General features: G+C 58.6%; 10 protein-coding genes and 2 pseudogenes. 5 read left to right on the top strand and 7 right to left on the bottom strand.

The features are described from left to right. Positions 1–54: 54 nt before the first annotated feature. A complete protein-coding gene (locus ACNQP3_RS13030; protein ID WP_060494138.1) occupies positions 55–1308 on the bottom strand; it encodes a T6SS phospholipase effector Tle1-like catalytic domain-containing protein in 1254 nt (417 codons plus the stop codon). Between the two features lie 428 nt (positions 1309–1736). Here ACNQP3_RS13030 and ACNQP3_RS13025 point away from each other — a divergent pair, with 428 nt between their 5' ends. The 4 genes from ACNQP3_RS13025 (at position 1737) to ACNQP3_RS13010 (ending at position 9577) form a co-directional block, all read left to right on the top strand. Further along, a complete protein-coding gene (locus ACNQP3_RS13025; protein ID WP_264317127.1) occupies positions 1737–3566 on the top strand; it encodes a serine protease in 1830 nt (609 codons plus the stop codon). Positions 3567–3574: 8 nt separating this feature from the next. Beyond that, positions 3575–6664, top strand: coding sequence for an ATP-binding protein (locus ACNQP3_RS13020; RefSeq protein ID WP_060494140.1), 3090 nt, complete (start codon positions 3575–3577; stop codon positions 6662–6664). Between the two features lie 11 nt (positions 6665–6675). Then, positions 6676–8661, top strand: a complete 1986-nt coding sequence (locus tag ACNQP3_RS13015) for a DNA/RNA non-specific endonuclease (protein WP_264317126.1) — start codon at positions 6676–6678, stop codon at positions 8659–8661. Between the two features lie 337 nt (positions 8662–8998). Then, positions 8999–9577 (top strand): hypothetical protein, encoded by a 579-nt coding sequence (locus ACNQP3_RS13010; RefSeq protein ID WP_264317125.1) that lies wholly within the window; start codon positions 8999–9001, stop codon positions 9575–9577. Here ACNQP3_RS13010 and ACNQP3_RS13005 read toward each other — a convergent pair whose 3' ends face one another. The 6 genes and pseudogenes from ACNQP3_RS13005 to ACNQP3_RS12980 form a co-directional block, all read right to left on the bottom strand. Further along, the gene (locus ACNQP3_RS13005) at positions 9578–10327 is read right to left on the bottom strand and encodes an amino acid ABC transporter ATP-binding protein (protein WP_177336869.1); all 750 of its coding nucleotides are present in this window, start codon (positions 10325–10327) and stop codon (positions 9578–9580) included. Positions 10328–10338: 11 nt separating this feature from the next. Further along, positions 10339–10998 carry an amino acid ABC transporter permease gene (locus ACNQP3_RS13000; protein WP_012272245.1) on the bottom strand — a complete coding sequence of 220 codons (660 nt, stop codon included), beginning with the start codon at positions 10996–10998 and terminating at the stop codon, positions 10339–10341. A gap of 9 nt (positions 10999–11007) precedes the next feature. Beyond that, positions 11008–11655: an amino acid ABC transporter permease gene (locus ACNQP3_RS12995; protein WP_012272244.1), complete on the bottom strand. Its 648-nt coding sequence runs from the start codon at positions 11653–11655 to the stop codon at positions 11008–11010. Positions 11656–11720: 65 nt separating this feature from the next. Continuing rightward, positions 11721–12041 (bottom strand): annotated as a pseudogene (locus ACNQP3_RS12990) (transporter substrate-binding domain-containing protein); the annotation flags it as partial. Beyond that, the gene (lasR, locus tag ACNQP3_RS12985; RefSeq protein WP_347032980.1) at positions 12040–12759 is read right to left on the bottom strand and encodes a transcriptional regulator LasR; all 720 of its coding nucleotides are present in this window, start codon (positions 12757–12759) and stop codon (positions 12040–12042) included. The pseudogene ACNQP3_RS12990 and the gene lasR, both read right to left, overlap by 2 nt. Then, positions 12756–13229: pseudogene (locus ACNQP3_RS12980) on the bottom strand (transporter substrate-binding domain-containing protein); the annotation flags it as partial. The pseudogene ACNQP3_RS12980 and the gene lasR, both read right to left, overlap by 4 nt. A gap of 287 nt (positions 13230–13516) precedes the next feature. On the opposite strand from ACNQP3_RS12980, the gene ACNQP3_RS12975 reads away from it, so the two are divergent. Next, on the top strand, positions 13517–13957 hold the full coding sequence (locus ACNQP3_RS12975; RefSeq protein ID WP_012272242.1) for an Lrp/AsnC family transcriptional regulator: 441 nt from the start codon (positions 13517–13519) through the stop codon (positions 13955–13957). The last annotated feature ends 35 nt before the right edge of the window (positions 13958–13992 follow it).

The following is a 13992-nucleotide window of genomic DNA, read 5'->3' as shown; positions in this document are numbered from 1 at the left end:
CGTATAGTGCGCCTCTTCTTTATCATCACGTTCTCGGCCAAGCCCTCAGGGGGCTTAAACTGGCTGTAGACCATGCCGAGAAAGTAAGGGGGAGTCGGAGACCGTATCGATCAGCGTTCGGTCAACATTCTCGGGTTGATAGTTTGGCGCATCCCCCCACGGCTGGTCTTTGATCAATGCGCCATTCAACCTGGCAAGCACGGATTCATGCACGAACACGCGCTGCCCCTGCGCTTCGTGAATGACCCTCCCTCTGGGCTTTCCAAACGGTGGCATCGACCCGTTCAAGAGGGTTCGCGTATGGGTATGGAGATCCCAGACCAACCGCGGTACCCATTCTGCAATCATCCAGGGGCCGGATAGCGACTGGTGGGCTTGGGCAAGCGGGTCTGGTACAGGACAGGCGCTTGGGTACAGCTCGTTTCGACAGGAGGGAACGTCGATATCCAACTGGGCTTCCAGGCTCTCCCCGATCATCCAGCGCAAGGCAATCAGGGCCAACTGCGCTTCTTCTGGCGGGTAGCCGCCGCCAACGTCGCAATGCACGCCAGCGAACCACACCTGTTTCAGATCCACAGGTTTCGGATCAGTCGCCTTGGGCCTCCACAGGTTCTGGCGAAAAAAGCAGCGCCGCTCGTCAATCGATACCGCATGGCGGACGATGTCGACGCCGGGATTTCGTGCGGTATAGGGCACGGACAACGGGTCGTAAACCCAACCCACGGAACTGACGGTGTCGAACAACCCTAGAAAGCGAATCGCTACCGTTTGGGAAAAAGTTGCCTTGAACTGCTTCATCAATTCAAAGTCCGGCTGCTTATGCGCGGTCAGCCACCAGCCGATGTAGCGGAACACCTGATCGAGCGACGGCTCGACACTTCCATTCTTTGCGCGCGGTTGGGTAGTCAGCAATGACCAGGCGAAATCCAGTTGTTGCGCCTGATGGGCGGGAAGTAGCCCAAGGGTGTGGACCATGGCGGCCAGGATTCGAGCCGCATAGGCACCCCGAGAAAAACCGTAGATGAAAATTTGATCGTTGGGCTTATAGTGTTCCATCAAAAACCGGTAAGCATTGAGCACATTGCGCTTGATCCCCCAGCCAAACGCCAGCCCGGCAATACGTGAAGGCAGCTTTTGCCATTCGAACAGGGTTTCACTTAGCCCAAAGGTGCCGACACCCTGATCGTAGTAGGTCAGCACCGTCTCACTGTTCTTGGGCAGTGTTCGAAAAATGCGCAGGACATTAGTGGGTTCATCAGAGAAGCGGTTATTTGTTCCATCAATGCAGAGAACAAGCTGGCGCGCCATGATCGGGTAGCCTCGCGGTTGTGCTGTCCGAATCAGTCAAGCGAGCGCCCTCGCTGCCATTCGACCAGTCAGGACTACGGTGACCCCACATCCGGGACGTGACAACTGTTGGGCAAATCGTGGGAAGCTAATTCAAGGCATAGCAAAGTTAACGCCGCTTTGCCATCAAGTACTTCGCTATAACGTGGTCCACTTTTCGAACCAAGGATGGATAGGGGCGCCTCCTCGCCCAAAACATGCGGCCAGGCCATATAGACCCACGAACTTCTACTATATTGAAAGTGGGTTCCAGGCCCGCGTGCAACGCAATCGGAATTCCGACGTAAGAGCAATCGCCTCATACTAGGGGTCCGGTTTATTGCGGTATCGGACAGTACAGCGTTTCCCCCGGCCGTGATCAACACGGCGGATGGTGCGAGGTCTACCTGATGCCGAATCGTCAACGCAGCCCCCGGCAGACCTTCGACAAGAAGGTCATCGCATCCATTATTCGTGATCCCGATTCACGCGCCCTGGTCATTGAGGCTCTGGCGCAAATACGGGTGGGACGCGAAGCGACTATTCCGAGCGCAGAGGGCCTGGACGCCGGCGCAGAATCGAAGAATCAAGAGCGGGCGCGGTTTTGGGTAAACATGCTCGAATGCATTGGCTGCCTGGCCACCTTTGTAGAGGCGCTGCGTGCACGGGGGCTGTTGAAGGTGGCGTCAAGCACAAACCCGCTGCTTGGTGAGCCGAGCGATCAGATAGACCCCAGGTGGGTGCACATCGACGACATCAATCTGCCTGGTTTCCTTGATCGTGCCAGGGCCTTTCGCTGCAAGGTCCGAGTCGATGGCGTTATCAAAGGCAGTGGCGTGCTTGTCGGGCCTAGCTCGGCGCTGACAGCATGGCATGTAGTTGCCGTGGACGGGCCTCGCACACCGTCAGAAACACAGCCGACTATCGAAGTGGTGCTTTCTGACGGACGCACCATCGGTGCGTTCATGCTGGCGCCAGCCTCCTCCCCTTGTGCTGATGTCGAGTGGTATGAAGGCCGCGCCCCCAAGTCCGACGCTGAGGTCATCGACCGCCACGATGTAGCACTGTTGCGACTGAGGCAACCCGCAGGCATTCACCTGTCCTTTGCCACCCTGGCATCGCCTCCCTACGAATACATCGGCCCGGCAGCTATCATTCTGATCTCCCACCCTAATGGCCAATGGCAGGGTCTGGAATTCACCAGTCTGAAGAGACTGCGCAACCTGACAGCACGGTGGGGCTATCGTGTTCACGGTAACAAGGGGGGATCCTCGGGTGGTGGCTGCTTCGACAGCAGTTTTTCCTTGGTCGGCATTCATCAGGGCCGGGCGCCAGGCGGTGGCCGCCTGGTGCCGTTGGTACGTTTCCACAGCCTCGTGCATCAAGCCATCGCCAATGACGAGACGCCCGAAAAGCTCTGGTCTCTCGACGGCACCCCCTACAGCGGGCTGGTCGTCGGCCGCGACGGATTCTTCGTCGGTTACCACGCGGCCATGCGCGGGGCGGCGCGCGTCAGGGGTTTGTGGATTCGACGCGTCAACCTCAAGCATGACGTATCGGGCTTGCCCTTCTCATACGAGCTACTCGACAAGTTGGTGGCGCGTAGTCCCAACGCCCGGGTGATTCGTGTCAGCTTCGACACCTTGGTCCAGGATCTGCCTGCCGAAATCGCCCGTCGTGCCGCGGACGCCAGTCTGCAGGTCGCACCGCCACAGGCCCGGAGCGGCGTCGGGGTGGACCAGACGGAGCCTGAAGCCATGATCGCCGATCGCAGCCGCAACCTGGCGCAAGCGCTCGAAGACAAGGCATTGGCCTTGGGCATCACACTCTGGGTGTTCTTCGATCACCCATCAGTCATGTTCGGCGACGAATCCCGCTGGGCGCTGACCGCCTTTGTGGACCAGGCCCTGCGACTGAAGCACCTGCGCGTTGCCCTTGCGGGCTACGAGGCCATCCAGATGCCGGGGGCCCAGTTCCAGTTTCAGATGGATGCCGAAGGTGAAGGCGCGCCAGGCCTGATGATTGAATACATCGCGGATGTGAGGAAGGAGGATGTGCAAAACCTCATTCGATATGCCTGTGATGCCATGCAGCGCTCCATCAGCCCTGAACGTGTAGAAGAGTGGACCGAGGAGGCGTTGGAGGGCCTGCACCTCGTCAATAATCGCTATGACAGCGTACTTCGGACCGAAATCGCCTCTCGGCTGCAGCCGCGGCTTAAACAGCTCTTTGAGAAATGAGGCCAGATATGAGCGCAAGCGACGATACAGCGAATCCCGCATGGCTATTTGCAGCCCTGTCGGGGCCTTTCGAGCCGAAGCAGGCATTACAGCTGTGTGCATCCACTGTCGAAGCCGACAGCCTTGTCATGGTGGCGACCCGTCTCGCGCAAGTCTGCGATACCAACCCTGCCGGTGCGCGCGACCGCTGGCTGATGCGCACGTCATCGCGGCATGACCTGCTCAAGTCCCTCGCCCCTTCTCAACTGCTCACCGCAGTCGCTGAACGGCGCAAGAGCGCCCAAGACCCGGAAACGGTGGACTTGCTGAATGTCCTGCTCAACGAACCACCATTGCAGCGCAAGGATATCGAGTGGGTCATTGAAAGCCGCAGCGATCAGTCGCAGTTGGAGCGGGTCATCGTTGCACTCGACCGAGCGGGCGAAGTCGCACCGGCCAACGATTTGCTGCAACCCGCACGGTCAGCGCTGGCCGAACTGAGCCGAGCGCAAAATCGGCGTCGGGTCGCGGAACGTGGTTTCTTCGGGCGCGAGGCTGAGTCCAACCTGATCAAGCAGTGGCTTTCACATCCCATCATGGCGGCGCCCGTCACCTGCCTGTTCCTGACTGGCGGGGCTGGCATTGGCAAATCGACATTGCTCGCTGAGTCCGTACGTCGCCACTATGAGCACCATCAACCACTGCTCCTGCGTTTGGACTTCGACCGAGCGGGGCTGGACGTGCTGGACAGGATCGGGCTGACCATGGAGGCGACCCGTCAGTTGGCAGAGCAACTGGGTGCTTCTTGCAGCGAACTGATGGACGCTCGGCTTGACGCCGGCCTGGTTACGGTGAGAGACACCAAGGCGCAGTTGAGTATTCGCCAACAACTGCCCGAGTCGCTAGCAAGCCAGCTCGGCAAGGCGGTGGCGGCATCAGGCCGACCGGTACTGGTCGTGCTGGATACGCTCGAAGTGCTGCGTGGCCGTGGCGAGACCCATCCTGAAGAGTTGTTCAAATGGCTCGACGCACTGGTTACCAAAGGCGTGAAGCCGATGCACGTGCTGGCGGCCGGCCGGGGCGACGCGCTAGACAGCTTGCCCGAGATCGATCTGGCAGGGGCTACGGGCTCGCCCAACGGCCAACCACCGGGGCGCGTGATCCGCCTGGAACTGCCCGGCCTGGAGGACGACGCGGCCCTGGCCCTGCTAGCCAGGCTGGAGGTACCGGAGCATCTGCGGCACGAGTTGCTCGAACTGGCGCAAGGTAATCCGCTGAAGCTGCGGCTTGCCGCCGAAGTCGCCAAGCGTTCGGGCATCGAGAGCCTGCCCAAGCACAAACGCGGCGCGGAGGTCAGCGCCGCCTTCCTCTATCGCTTGCTGCTTTCGCGCATCACAGACCCTGACCTGAAGCGGCTGGCCCACCCCGGGCTGGTAGTGCGGCGGATCAATGCGGAGCTGATCCGCAAGGTGCTTGCCCCAGCGCTCGGGCTGGGGGCGATCACCGAGCAGCGGGCAAATGACTTGCTGACGCAGTTGGCGACCCATCATTGGCTGGTTGAAAATGACCCGGGGGCGCCGGGGTTCCTCAAGCACCTCAGCCACATGCGTAAAGTGCTGCTGCCGCTGCTGTACCGATCCGCGCCCAGGCAATCCGCGCGAATCGATGCAGCAGCCATCCATTGGTTTGCCGCGCAGCCTTCGAATTGGGCGCAGGTCGAATCGGTGTATCACCAACTGCAGTTGACCCGCGTCAACCCCGCCACGCCAAGCGTACCGGCCAACATTGCCGCCCAATTCGACGACGACACACTCGAGGAATTGCCGCTTGCCGCGGCCGATCTGGTGCGGGTCAGCCGCGGCGGGCGCAGTAGCCAGTTCCGGCCCTCGCAGGCGGTGGTCAGTGGCTGGGCTGACGACACAGGTGTCGTGCGTGAGCTTCTGGCGGTGGTTCAGCGTCAGGACTGGACCGAAGGCGTGAGCATCGTGCGCAGTGTCATGGACGCGCAAGGTCTGGACATGCGTTCACAGATGGCAGACGCGATCCGCATGTTCTACTGGCGATCAGGCCAATGGGCGAAGGCGCGCCACTGGCTGACCGAGCGTGACCGTTTCGACGATTCGGATGGGGACCTTTCCAACTTACCCGAGCCGCTTGCACTGGCACGGCTGGAAATGCGGGCAGCGTTCAACCCCGAGGGTTTGCGTCGCCATTGGCAGATGTGGAGGCCGATACTGCCATCACTCGAACGCGCCTCCGTCGTGGCCGTCGACAACGCGGCGCGGCGCGGCGCACTCAGCTTGTTGCTGGCTAATCTTCCCGACCCGTTTCATTTCTCCTCAACTGATTCACGAGATTGCGATGTTGCCGCAGCCGCCAACGAGCGCTGGAATGGCGGCCTAGGCAACGAATCCAGGCGCGCTGAAACGCTTGGCCGCGAACGGATGGGGCGCGTGCTCCCGCCCAATTACAGTACCGAACCGCTCCTCCCCGGCAGGCTTCTGGCGACACTCACGCCATACGCCGTGTTCGTCAGTAACTTGTCCGTCCTGGCAGAGCATGCCGACCTGCGAGAGGCGGCAACATTGGCTACGTCGGCAATTTCGCTGGGCGGTGGGCTGATTAGCGAATCGCAAATCGAACCCGTAAAACCCGTGACGGGCGATCCGGTTGTCTGGCTGACCCATTTCGGTTTGTTTGCCGAGTGGGCTGAAGCACGCGCTTTCATCCACCGCGATGCCGATTTGAAGCTCATTAGCCGGGCCGCCGAGCGGTGGCGCCGGACAATAGCGGGAAACTGGTCGATTGGCCAACGTCGAGGTGGCTGGCGCAATCACCCGCCGATTGACGAAACCCTGCGCAAGCGCCTGGAGGTGCTCCTTGGAGGCCCTACGCCCACGGACCAGGCGCATGAAGAGCTCGCCATGTGGGCAAAGGCCCTTGGGACTGACGCACTTCTGCCGCTTCTGCGCCGCCGGCTGGACGGTGCGTTAGCCGAGACCGAGCAGGCACGCAGCACGTCCACGCCTGAACGCATCACACAACGGCTGCTGGCGCGCGGTACGCCGGCGGCCTTCGCACCGGCGCTGACGGTTCTCATCTTGCGCGGCGCATTCTGAAGGAGAGCGACATGACGAATGAAGAGAGGCTCGACAGCCTGAAGAAAAGGCTTACCCCCAAGATGGAAGCGGCAGTGCGAGCTGCGATGGATTCGGGCCGGTTGCCGCACTCGATCATGAGCACGCTGTCCGGCCCCAGCCTTGACTCAATGGCGGCGGGACAACCCCTGGAAGCCGTAGCAAGAAAGTATTCGACAGTCCTCTCCAGCCTGGAGGCGATCGTGATGCTGGTGGGGCGCCCGCCGTTACTGATCCGCAACGACATGGTGGTACTTGAACCGCTGCCAGACTTTCCCGAGGAGACTGGGTCGCTTATTCAGGGTGTGCAGAAGTGGGTTCCGTCCGTTGGACGCCTCGAGTTTCGCAATTACGACATGCCATGGGGAGGCACTGGCTGGGTGGTCGCGCACCAGGGCAACGGTACCGTGGTGGTTACCAACCGGCATGTGGCCAAGCTGGTGGCCAAACGTAAGCAAGACGGCTCTGCCGTTTTCATGCGTTCCCTTGCCGGAGCTCGCTATGGCGCCGCGATCGACTTTGGCGAGGAAGCTAGCAGCCAAAGCGGCGACAACAGTCGCACAGCCGAGCTGGTCCATATCGAATACCTGGCCGACGATACGTCGGCGGACATAGCCCTGCTTAGGATAGAGACGGCGGACTTTACCCTCCCTACCCCTCTGGAGCTGATCAATGACAACGACAGACTGGCCAAAGATGACCTGGTCGCTCTAATCGGTTACCCCGCCTACGACTCGCGCAATGATGCCGACGCGCAAGCGCGCTATTTCCGTGACTTGTACGAGGTCAAGCGCTTTGCGCCGGGCAAAATCCTGCTGCCCCCTGAAAACGGCATCCTGACCTACGACTGTACGAGCCTGGGTGGCAACTCCGGCTCGCCGCTGATCCGGCTCGAAGACGGCAAAGTTGTCGGCCTGCATTTCTCCGGTATCTATGGCAAGGCAAACACCGCCGTCAGTGCCAAGACCATCGCGGCTCTGCTCAATGGCGAACGCCCAATTTCGGTTTTGATGCAGGCTGCCCGCGAAGAGGCCAAGGATGGCAGCCACCCGGCCGAACACTTCAACAATAGAGAAGGCTTCAGTACCCAGTTCCTGGAAGGCGAAGTCGGGGCAGCAGTGGTTTCGACACCTTGGCCACGCCTCCCCCAACGACTTTCGGAGGACCTCGCCAAACCAAGCGACAACCCTCCAGAGCCCTTCGAGCTGCGCTACACCCATTTTGGGGTGAAATACTCTGCAATACTCAAGCTCCCGCTGATCACTGCAGTCAACATCGATGGTGGAGCGACGGTAAGAATCAAGCGAGGGGTAGACAAGTGGTTCGTCGATGAGCGCATACCCAGGTCGATCCAGTTAGGCGAAAGCAACTTCAAGGATGCCGAGATCGATCGTGGCCACATGGTGCGACGCGAGGACCCCAATTGGGGTGATGCAGCAGAGGCACAAAAGGCCAACGACGACACCTTCCATTACGTCAACGCGGCCGCCCAGCACTCGCGCTTGAATCAGGGTAAGGCGCTTTGGCAAGGTCTGGAAAACTACATCCTCGACAGTGCACGTACGCACGGTTTCAAGGCCTGTGTTTTCACCGGCCCGATTCTGCGAGGCCCGGACAGCGAAGAGGAAGAGATCGAAATCGACGGTGCAACTGTCCCGGTCGAGTTCTGGAAATTGGTGGCCACGCTGGACAGCGAGAGCAAGGCGCTGCACGCCACCGCCTACGTATTGAGCCAAGGGCAGCTGATCCGCAAGCTGATGGAGGATCGATCACGCCCAGAAGCGTTGGAGGGTATGGTCCTCGGCGCCTACCGTACATTCCAGGTAGCGATTACCGATTTGGTCAAGGCCACCGGTTATGACTTCAGCGATTACCTAGGTGCCGACCCGCTCACCAAGAATCCATTGGGGCAGGAGGCGGTAGGTAGGGGGGAGCCGTTGGTTTTACCGATTGAAGAACTCCCTGACATCATCCTGTGACGGGCGAGTAAACCGATAAGGGCGAGCGCAGCTGGGGGAGGCAACAAGTGCCCCCTCCACTGCATGGACTGCAAGATAGCCGGGGACGGATATGAAGACGCAACGCCTACGCCGGGTCTTCATCTTGATCACGACGTTCCTGCTTGTCAGCACCTTCGGGTTGAGTACCCGATCACCCGATACAGACCCCACCTGGAGTGCATACACGCTCTTCGGCAACGTAAAAACCCGGCTCGAACTGGTTTAAGATCCCTTCGCAAGAAGGCGACAGGTAAGTGGCAGTCTAAGTTTGGTCAGTTGCGTCGACACGTCGGCATACAGCAGGAGAACAACGAAGATGAAGGACCTTACTACCTACTTGAGCCCACAAGCTGTCTCGGATTTAGCGGGCCACAATGCAAAAGCTCCTTTCGTGTCAGACTGGCTGACCAGTCGGATCACCGCCTTCAATCGTAGCTCCGATAATCTGGAAGGACCTACGGCAGATGCCCAGGAGCTGAATCGAATGCGTCAGGAGATCACCCTGGCGATCGATAAATTCGAAGCGGCTATCAACGAAATACTGATTGCGAGACGGACCGAGGAAGAACAGGTACGGCGTTGGGTTCTGATCGTTGGCATCGTGTTGATCATTTTAGTGATCGGGTCCGCTGTCGCCCCATTCCTGTCTCCCGCAGCCAATACAGCCTGGATTACCACTCTCATGTCAGGGCTCTCGGTGGCCGGCCTGCTCTATCTTCTGTACTCACCCGTGCATAAATTAATCGACCTGGCTCGCGAACGCTCAGGCCTCATGATTTTGCCGTCAACCTTCAGAATTCGTGTGCTTGCCGCCGGTACCAGAGAAGAACAGGCGCAAATTGCCAAGGAGCTGTTCAATCTGCTGCAAAAGCCAACGTTTACTGAAGGTCAGTAGCTAGCGGTCATGCAGGTGTTTTTTTAGAAAAGCCCGCGTGCGGTCCTGCACTGGGTTGCTGAGGATATCACTCGGTGCGCCCTGCTCCACGACCACGCCGCCGTCCATGAACACAATCTGATCGGCCACCTCACCGGCGAAACGCATCTCGTGTGTGACGATGAGCATGGTCATATGTTCGGCCGCCAATTGCTTCATGACCAGGTTCACTTCTTCGACAAGCTCGGGGTCTAGTGCCGACGTCGCCTCATCGAACAACATCACCTTGGGTTCCATGGCCAGGGCACGGGCGATGGCAACACGCTGTTTTTGCCCACCAGACAAACGTGATGGGTACTCGTCGATCTTGTTAGCCAACCCGACCTTCTGCAAGTACTCCAGGGCCAACGCCCTGGCCGCACTTTTCGAATAGCCTTTTAACTTCACCGGCCCTATCGCGATGTTTTCACAGACGGTGAGGTGCGGGAACAGGTTGAAGTGCTGAAACACCATGCCCATCTGTTGGCGCACCTGGTTGATATGCTGTTCGAAGGCGCGGCCTTTCAAGGGCCGGTTGACCTGATCGCCGTCAAGCCAGACCTCACCACCATTAAGCACTTCGAGATGATTGATCGAGCGCAGCAAGGTACTTTTACCCGAGCCGCTGGGGCCAATGATGGCGACAATCTGCCCACGCGACACCGACAGGTCGATACCCTTGAGCACTTCAAGTGCACCGTAGGCTTTACGAGCGCCCTTCACTTCCACCATAACGTTGTTGTTCATCGTGACATCTCGACCTTTGCTTCAATAAGATGCAACCCAGCCTCGAGCACCAGGTTGGCCACGTAGTAGATCACCGCCACGGCGATGTAGAACTCAAAGGGGCTGTACGTTTCGCTGACTGCCAGTTGGGCGCTGTAGACCAGTTCGGCGATACCAATGATCGATACCAGCGACGTGTCTTTGAGCAAGACAATGAGGTTGTTCCCAAGCGGCGCAATGGTTTTTCTGAGCGCCTGCGGAACGATGATGTAGCGCTGGGTCATTGCCTTGCTCAGGCCAATCGAGCGCGCGCCTTCTATCTGGCCAGGGTCAACTGCCTCGATCCCCGACTTGATCACATCAGCGTTGTACACCGCAAAGTGCAGGCTCAGCCCGATGATTCCGGCAGCCAGCGCCGGAATATCGATTCCCACCTGAACCAACCCGTAGTAGATCAAATACAGTTGCAGCAACAAGGGCGTGCCCATCAACAGCCAGGTGACGAAACGCACAGGCAATGCCATGGCCCTGGGCGCATACAAGTCGATCAGGGCAAACAGCACGCCCACCACCACGCTGATGACACTGGAACAGAGAAACATGACAACCGTCCACCACAGGCCGGTCGCCAGCATTTCATAGTAAGGCGTGATGACACTCAGGTTTAATCCTTCCACGGGTACTCCTCACTTGGTCGCGTATCGCCGGTCCAGTACTTCCACCAAGTACTTGACCGAGTAGACCATGACGATATAAAGCAACGCCGACACCATGAATATCTCGAACGGTTTGTAAGTTGAGCTGATGAAGCGCTGCGCGGTATATGTCAGTTCAACAACCGAAATGGCCGACACCAGGGCAGAGCCCTTTATCAGGCCAATGGCATTGACGCCAAGCGGCCTGATCATGAGTTTCAGTGCTTGTGGAATGATGATGAACAACAGCGTCTGCCTGCGGCTGAAACCAATTGACCGTGCGCCCTCCTCCTGGCCAGGGTCGACGTTGTCGATAGCACCTCTGATGGACTCGGACATATACGCAGCGATATTCATGCCTAAGCCGATCACCGCAGCAGAGAATGGCTCCAGCTCTATGCCTATCTGTGGCCCGCCAAAGTAGATAATGAACAACTGCACGAGGCAGGGCGTACCGCGAAATACGCTGACGTAAATCTTGGCTGCCCATCGCAGGATAATGACTGGCGATAACCTGCCTGCCACGAGAATGATTGCCAGGCCCAAACCCAGTAATAATGAAAGTAATGAAATTTGCACAGTTACCCAAGCGGCTTCCATGAAAAACGGGTAGGTACGGAGGATCAATGACAGGTCCATAAAAACCACTCACAAAGTTCAGCCAACCTGGCCCAACCTGTCGGCCAGGCCACTGCAGGTGTGCATCAGCGGATGTCGCTACCCACCCATCTCATGGAGATTTCTTTATAAGTGCCATCGGCCAGGATCTCGTCCAGGGCCTTCTGCAACTGGGCCTTGAGTTCAGGGTTGTTCCTGCGGATGGCAATGCCGAGGCCTTCACGGCCACCCTGCTCGTCGGGCAGGTTGATGATGCGCACTTTCTGACCGGTTTCCTTTACCGCAACCATGACCGGAATGCTGTCCATCACTACCGCATCGATACGCCCGGCATCCAGGTCGACCAGCATTTCCGGCAACCCTTTATAGGTGCGCACTTTAAGATTGCCGCGAGCACGCGCCCATTCAGAGAGTAATAAGACCCAAATTAACGGCCATAATGGCCGCTACGCGGCGGGAGGTCACACCGAACTTCCGCCGAATATTTCCCATATGGAAGTTCACATTGGCTTCCGAGCAGTTGCAGATAACCGATATCTCCCAACTGGTCTTGCCGATGGCGCACCACTGCAACACTTCCTTCTCCCGGCTGGTCAGAACCACCGGTTTGCTGACCGGATGTTCGAAGGCCAGTCCGGCACCGCTCTGCAGTGCGTAGTCCTTGAGCATCCACAGGGTCGGCAGGACCGACTCTATGAAACGGTTGGCCTCGGCCCGGTTTTCCGCTTCCACGCTGAGGCTCAGCGCGCCGAGTTCGCCGCGAGCACCATGCAGCGGCATGGTCAGCCCATACACCAGGCCGGCGGCCGAGGCTTCCTCGAAGAACTCGTGCTGCTTTCGCGTCTGGTAGATGGACGGTTCCCAGAAAATCGGCAGTACGCTCTGGGTACAGTGACTGACCGTCGGGTCGACCCGCGCGTAGCCAGCCCGGTCGTAATGCTCGCGCCAGGCGGCCGGGTAGTTGCCGACGATGAAGGCGTTCTCGTAGTCCTGGCTGTCCTTAGGCAACAGGCCGAACAGGATCTTCGAGAATCCAAGGTCGCTCGCCATCTTCTGCAGGATGGCGCTCCACTCCAATTTTCCACTTGAGCGTTCCAGCTCAAGAAAACCGTCAACCAAGGCCATTTGTCATGCGAGTCGCCCAAGGTAACGCCAACGGTGACGTCCTTGAGGTCATCCAGCCCCTTGATCGGAGAGCCTTCCTTTACACCGATGGTACGGCCTGCATGGTAATAAGGCCCCACGAAATCAACGGCTTTCAGCCGCTCGGGAGTAATGGTCATCGAAGCGATGACGGCGTCATACTTTTTGGCTAACAGCCCGGCAATAATGCCGTCGAAGGGGGTGGTGATGATTTTTATCTTTACACCCAAGCGCTGGGCGAGTGCTTCACCAATGGAGGCGTCGAAACCCACAATTTCATTCTTTTCGTTGGCGAAACTGAAGGGAGCGTACTGGCCGCTCATGGCCACGCGCAGTGTTTTTGATTCTTGAACTGTCTGCAAGTCATCGGCCTGCGCCACGCCCTGAGAGAACAATGCAATTACTGCCACTGCGCTGGATGCAAGTAGCATCCTGGTTTTTCTTACCCACATCGAGGCACTCCTTGGAAGTTTGTATTTCTTATTGTCTGGGGCGCTGATGGCCCCTCCTTCACAAAGAGCTTTGCACACGGACACCTTGAAATCACCCTGCAATGTGCGTGTTCGGGTGGCACATTGCCGGGATCGACCGACATAATGTCGGCGCTACTTCGACCGGTTTCAAAACTGGAGTAGTGTCTTGCAATGCACCAAAAACTAGCAAGTATTCGGCTGGCGTGCCTCCTGCACTTCACTGGGGCATCCGGCCATTTACCGGTGAACAGGCAGGAGTGCCAGCATTGCGCGAATTAGACATCAAAGATCGGGAAATCCTCGAGATACTTTCCAAGGAAGCACGCGTGGCACTCAAAGCGCTGGCGGCAAGAATCGGCCTGTCGCGAAGTGCTACCAGCGAGCGGGTTTTGCAGCTGGAGCGTAGCGGGGTCATTCGCGGCTACCGTGCCGACATTGGTGAAATCGATGCCAATGTAATACGGGCGATTATCCTGGTAGCACTGAAACGTACACCAGCACTCGGGCTGCTGGACCTGCTGGCACAAAACGCCCAGGTGAAACGGGTTTCATCGGTCAGCGGGCAACTCGACCTGGTGGTCGAAGTAGAGGCGAGGACGATCGATGACTTGAACCGGGTACGAGACGCTGTGGCGTGCCATGACTCTGTAGACGACATCACTACGGCGGTGGTGCTACGGCGCGATATTGACCGCCAAAAAGCCTGAGCACACGACAAAGGGCGTGCCCCTCGGCACGCCCT

The sequence above is a fragment of the Pseudomonas sp. LFS074 genome, from assembly GCF_047978165.1.
GTDB lineage: Bacteria > Pseudomonadota > Gammaproteobacteria > Pseudomonadales > Pseudomonadaceae > Aquipseudomonas > Aquipseudomonas putida_P.
This window is presented reverse-complemented; position numbering and strand designations above follow the sequence as displayed.

What these genes read in the sequence shown, in the direction of transcription:
- ACNQP3_RS13020 (WP_060494140.1), top strand. Translation starts at nt 3,575, where the DNA reads ATGAGCGCAAGCGACGATACAGCGAATCCCGCATGGCTATTTGCAGCC.
- ACNQP3_RS13030 (WP_060494138.1), bottom strand. Translation starts at nt 1,308, where the DNA reads ATGGCGCGCCAGCTTGTTCTCTGCATTGATGGAACAAATAACCGCTTC.
- ACNQP3_RS13015 (WP_264317126.1), top strand. Translation starts at nt 6,676, where the DNA reads ATGACGAATGAAGAGAGGCTCGACAGCCTGAAGAAAAGGCTTACCCCC.
- ACNQP3_RS13010 (WP_264317125.1), top strand. Translation starts at nt 8,999, where the DNA reads ATGAAGGACCTTACTACCTACTTGAGCCCACAAGCTGTCTCGGATTTA.
- ACNQP3_RS13025 (WP_264317127.1), top strand. Translation starts at nt 1,737, where the DNA reads ATGCCGAATCGTCAACGCAGCCCCCGGCAGACCTTCGACAAGAAGGTC.
- lasR (WP_347032980.1), bottom strand. Translation starts at nt 12,759, where the DNA reads ATGGCCTTGGTTGACGGTTTTCTTGAGCTGGAACGCTCAAGTGGAAAA.
- ACNQP3_RS13005 (WP_177336869.1), bottom strand. Translation starts at nt 10,327, where the DNA reads ATGGTGGAAGTGAAGGGCGCTCGTAAAGCCTACGGTGCACTTGAAGTG.
- ACNQP3_RS12995 (WP_012272244.1), bottom strand. Translation starts at nt 11,655, where the DNA reads ATGGACCTGTCATTGATCCTCCGTACCTACCCGTTTTTCATGGAAGCC.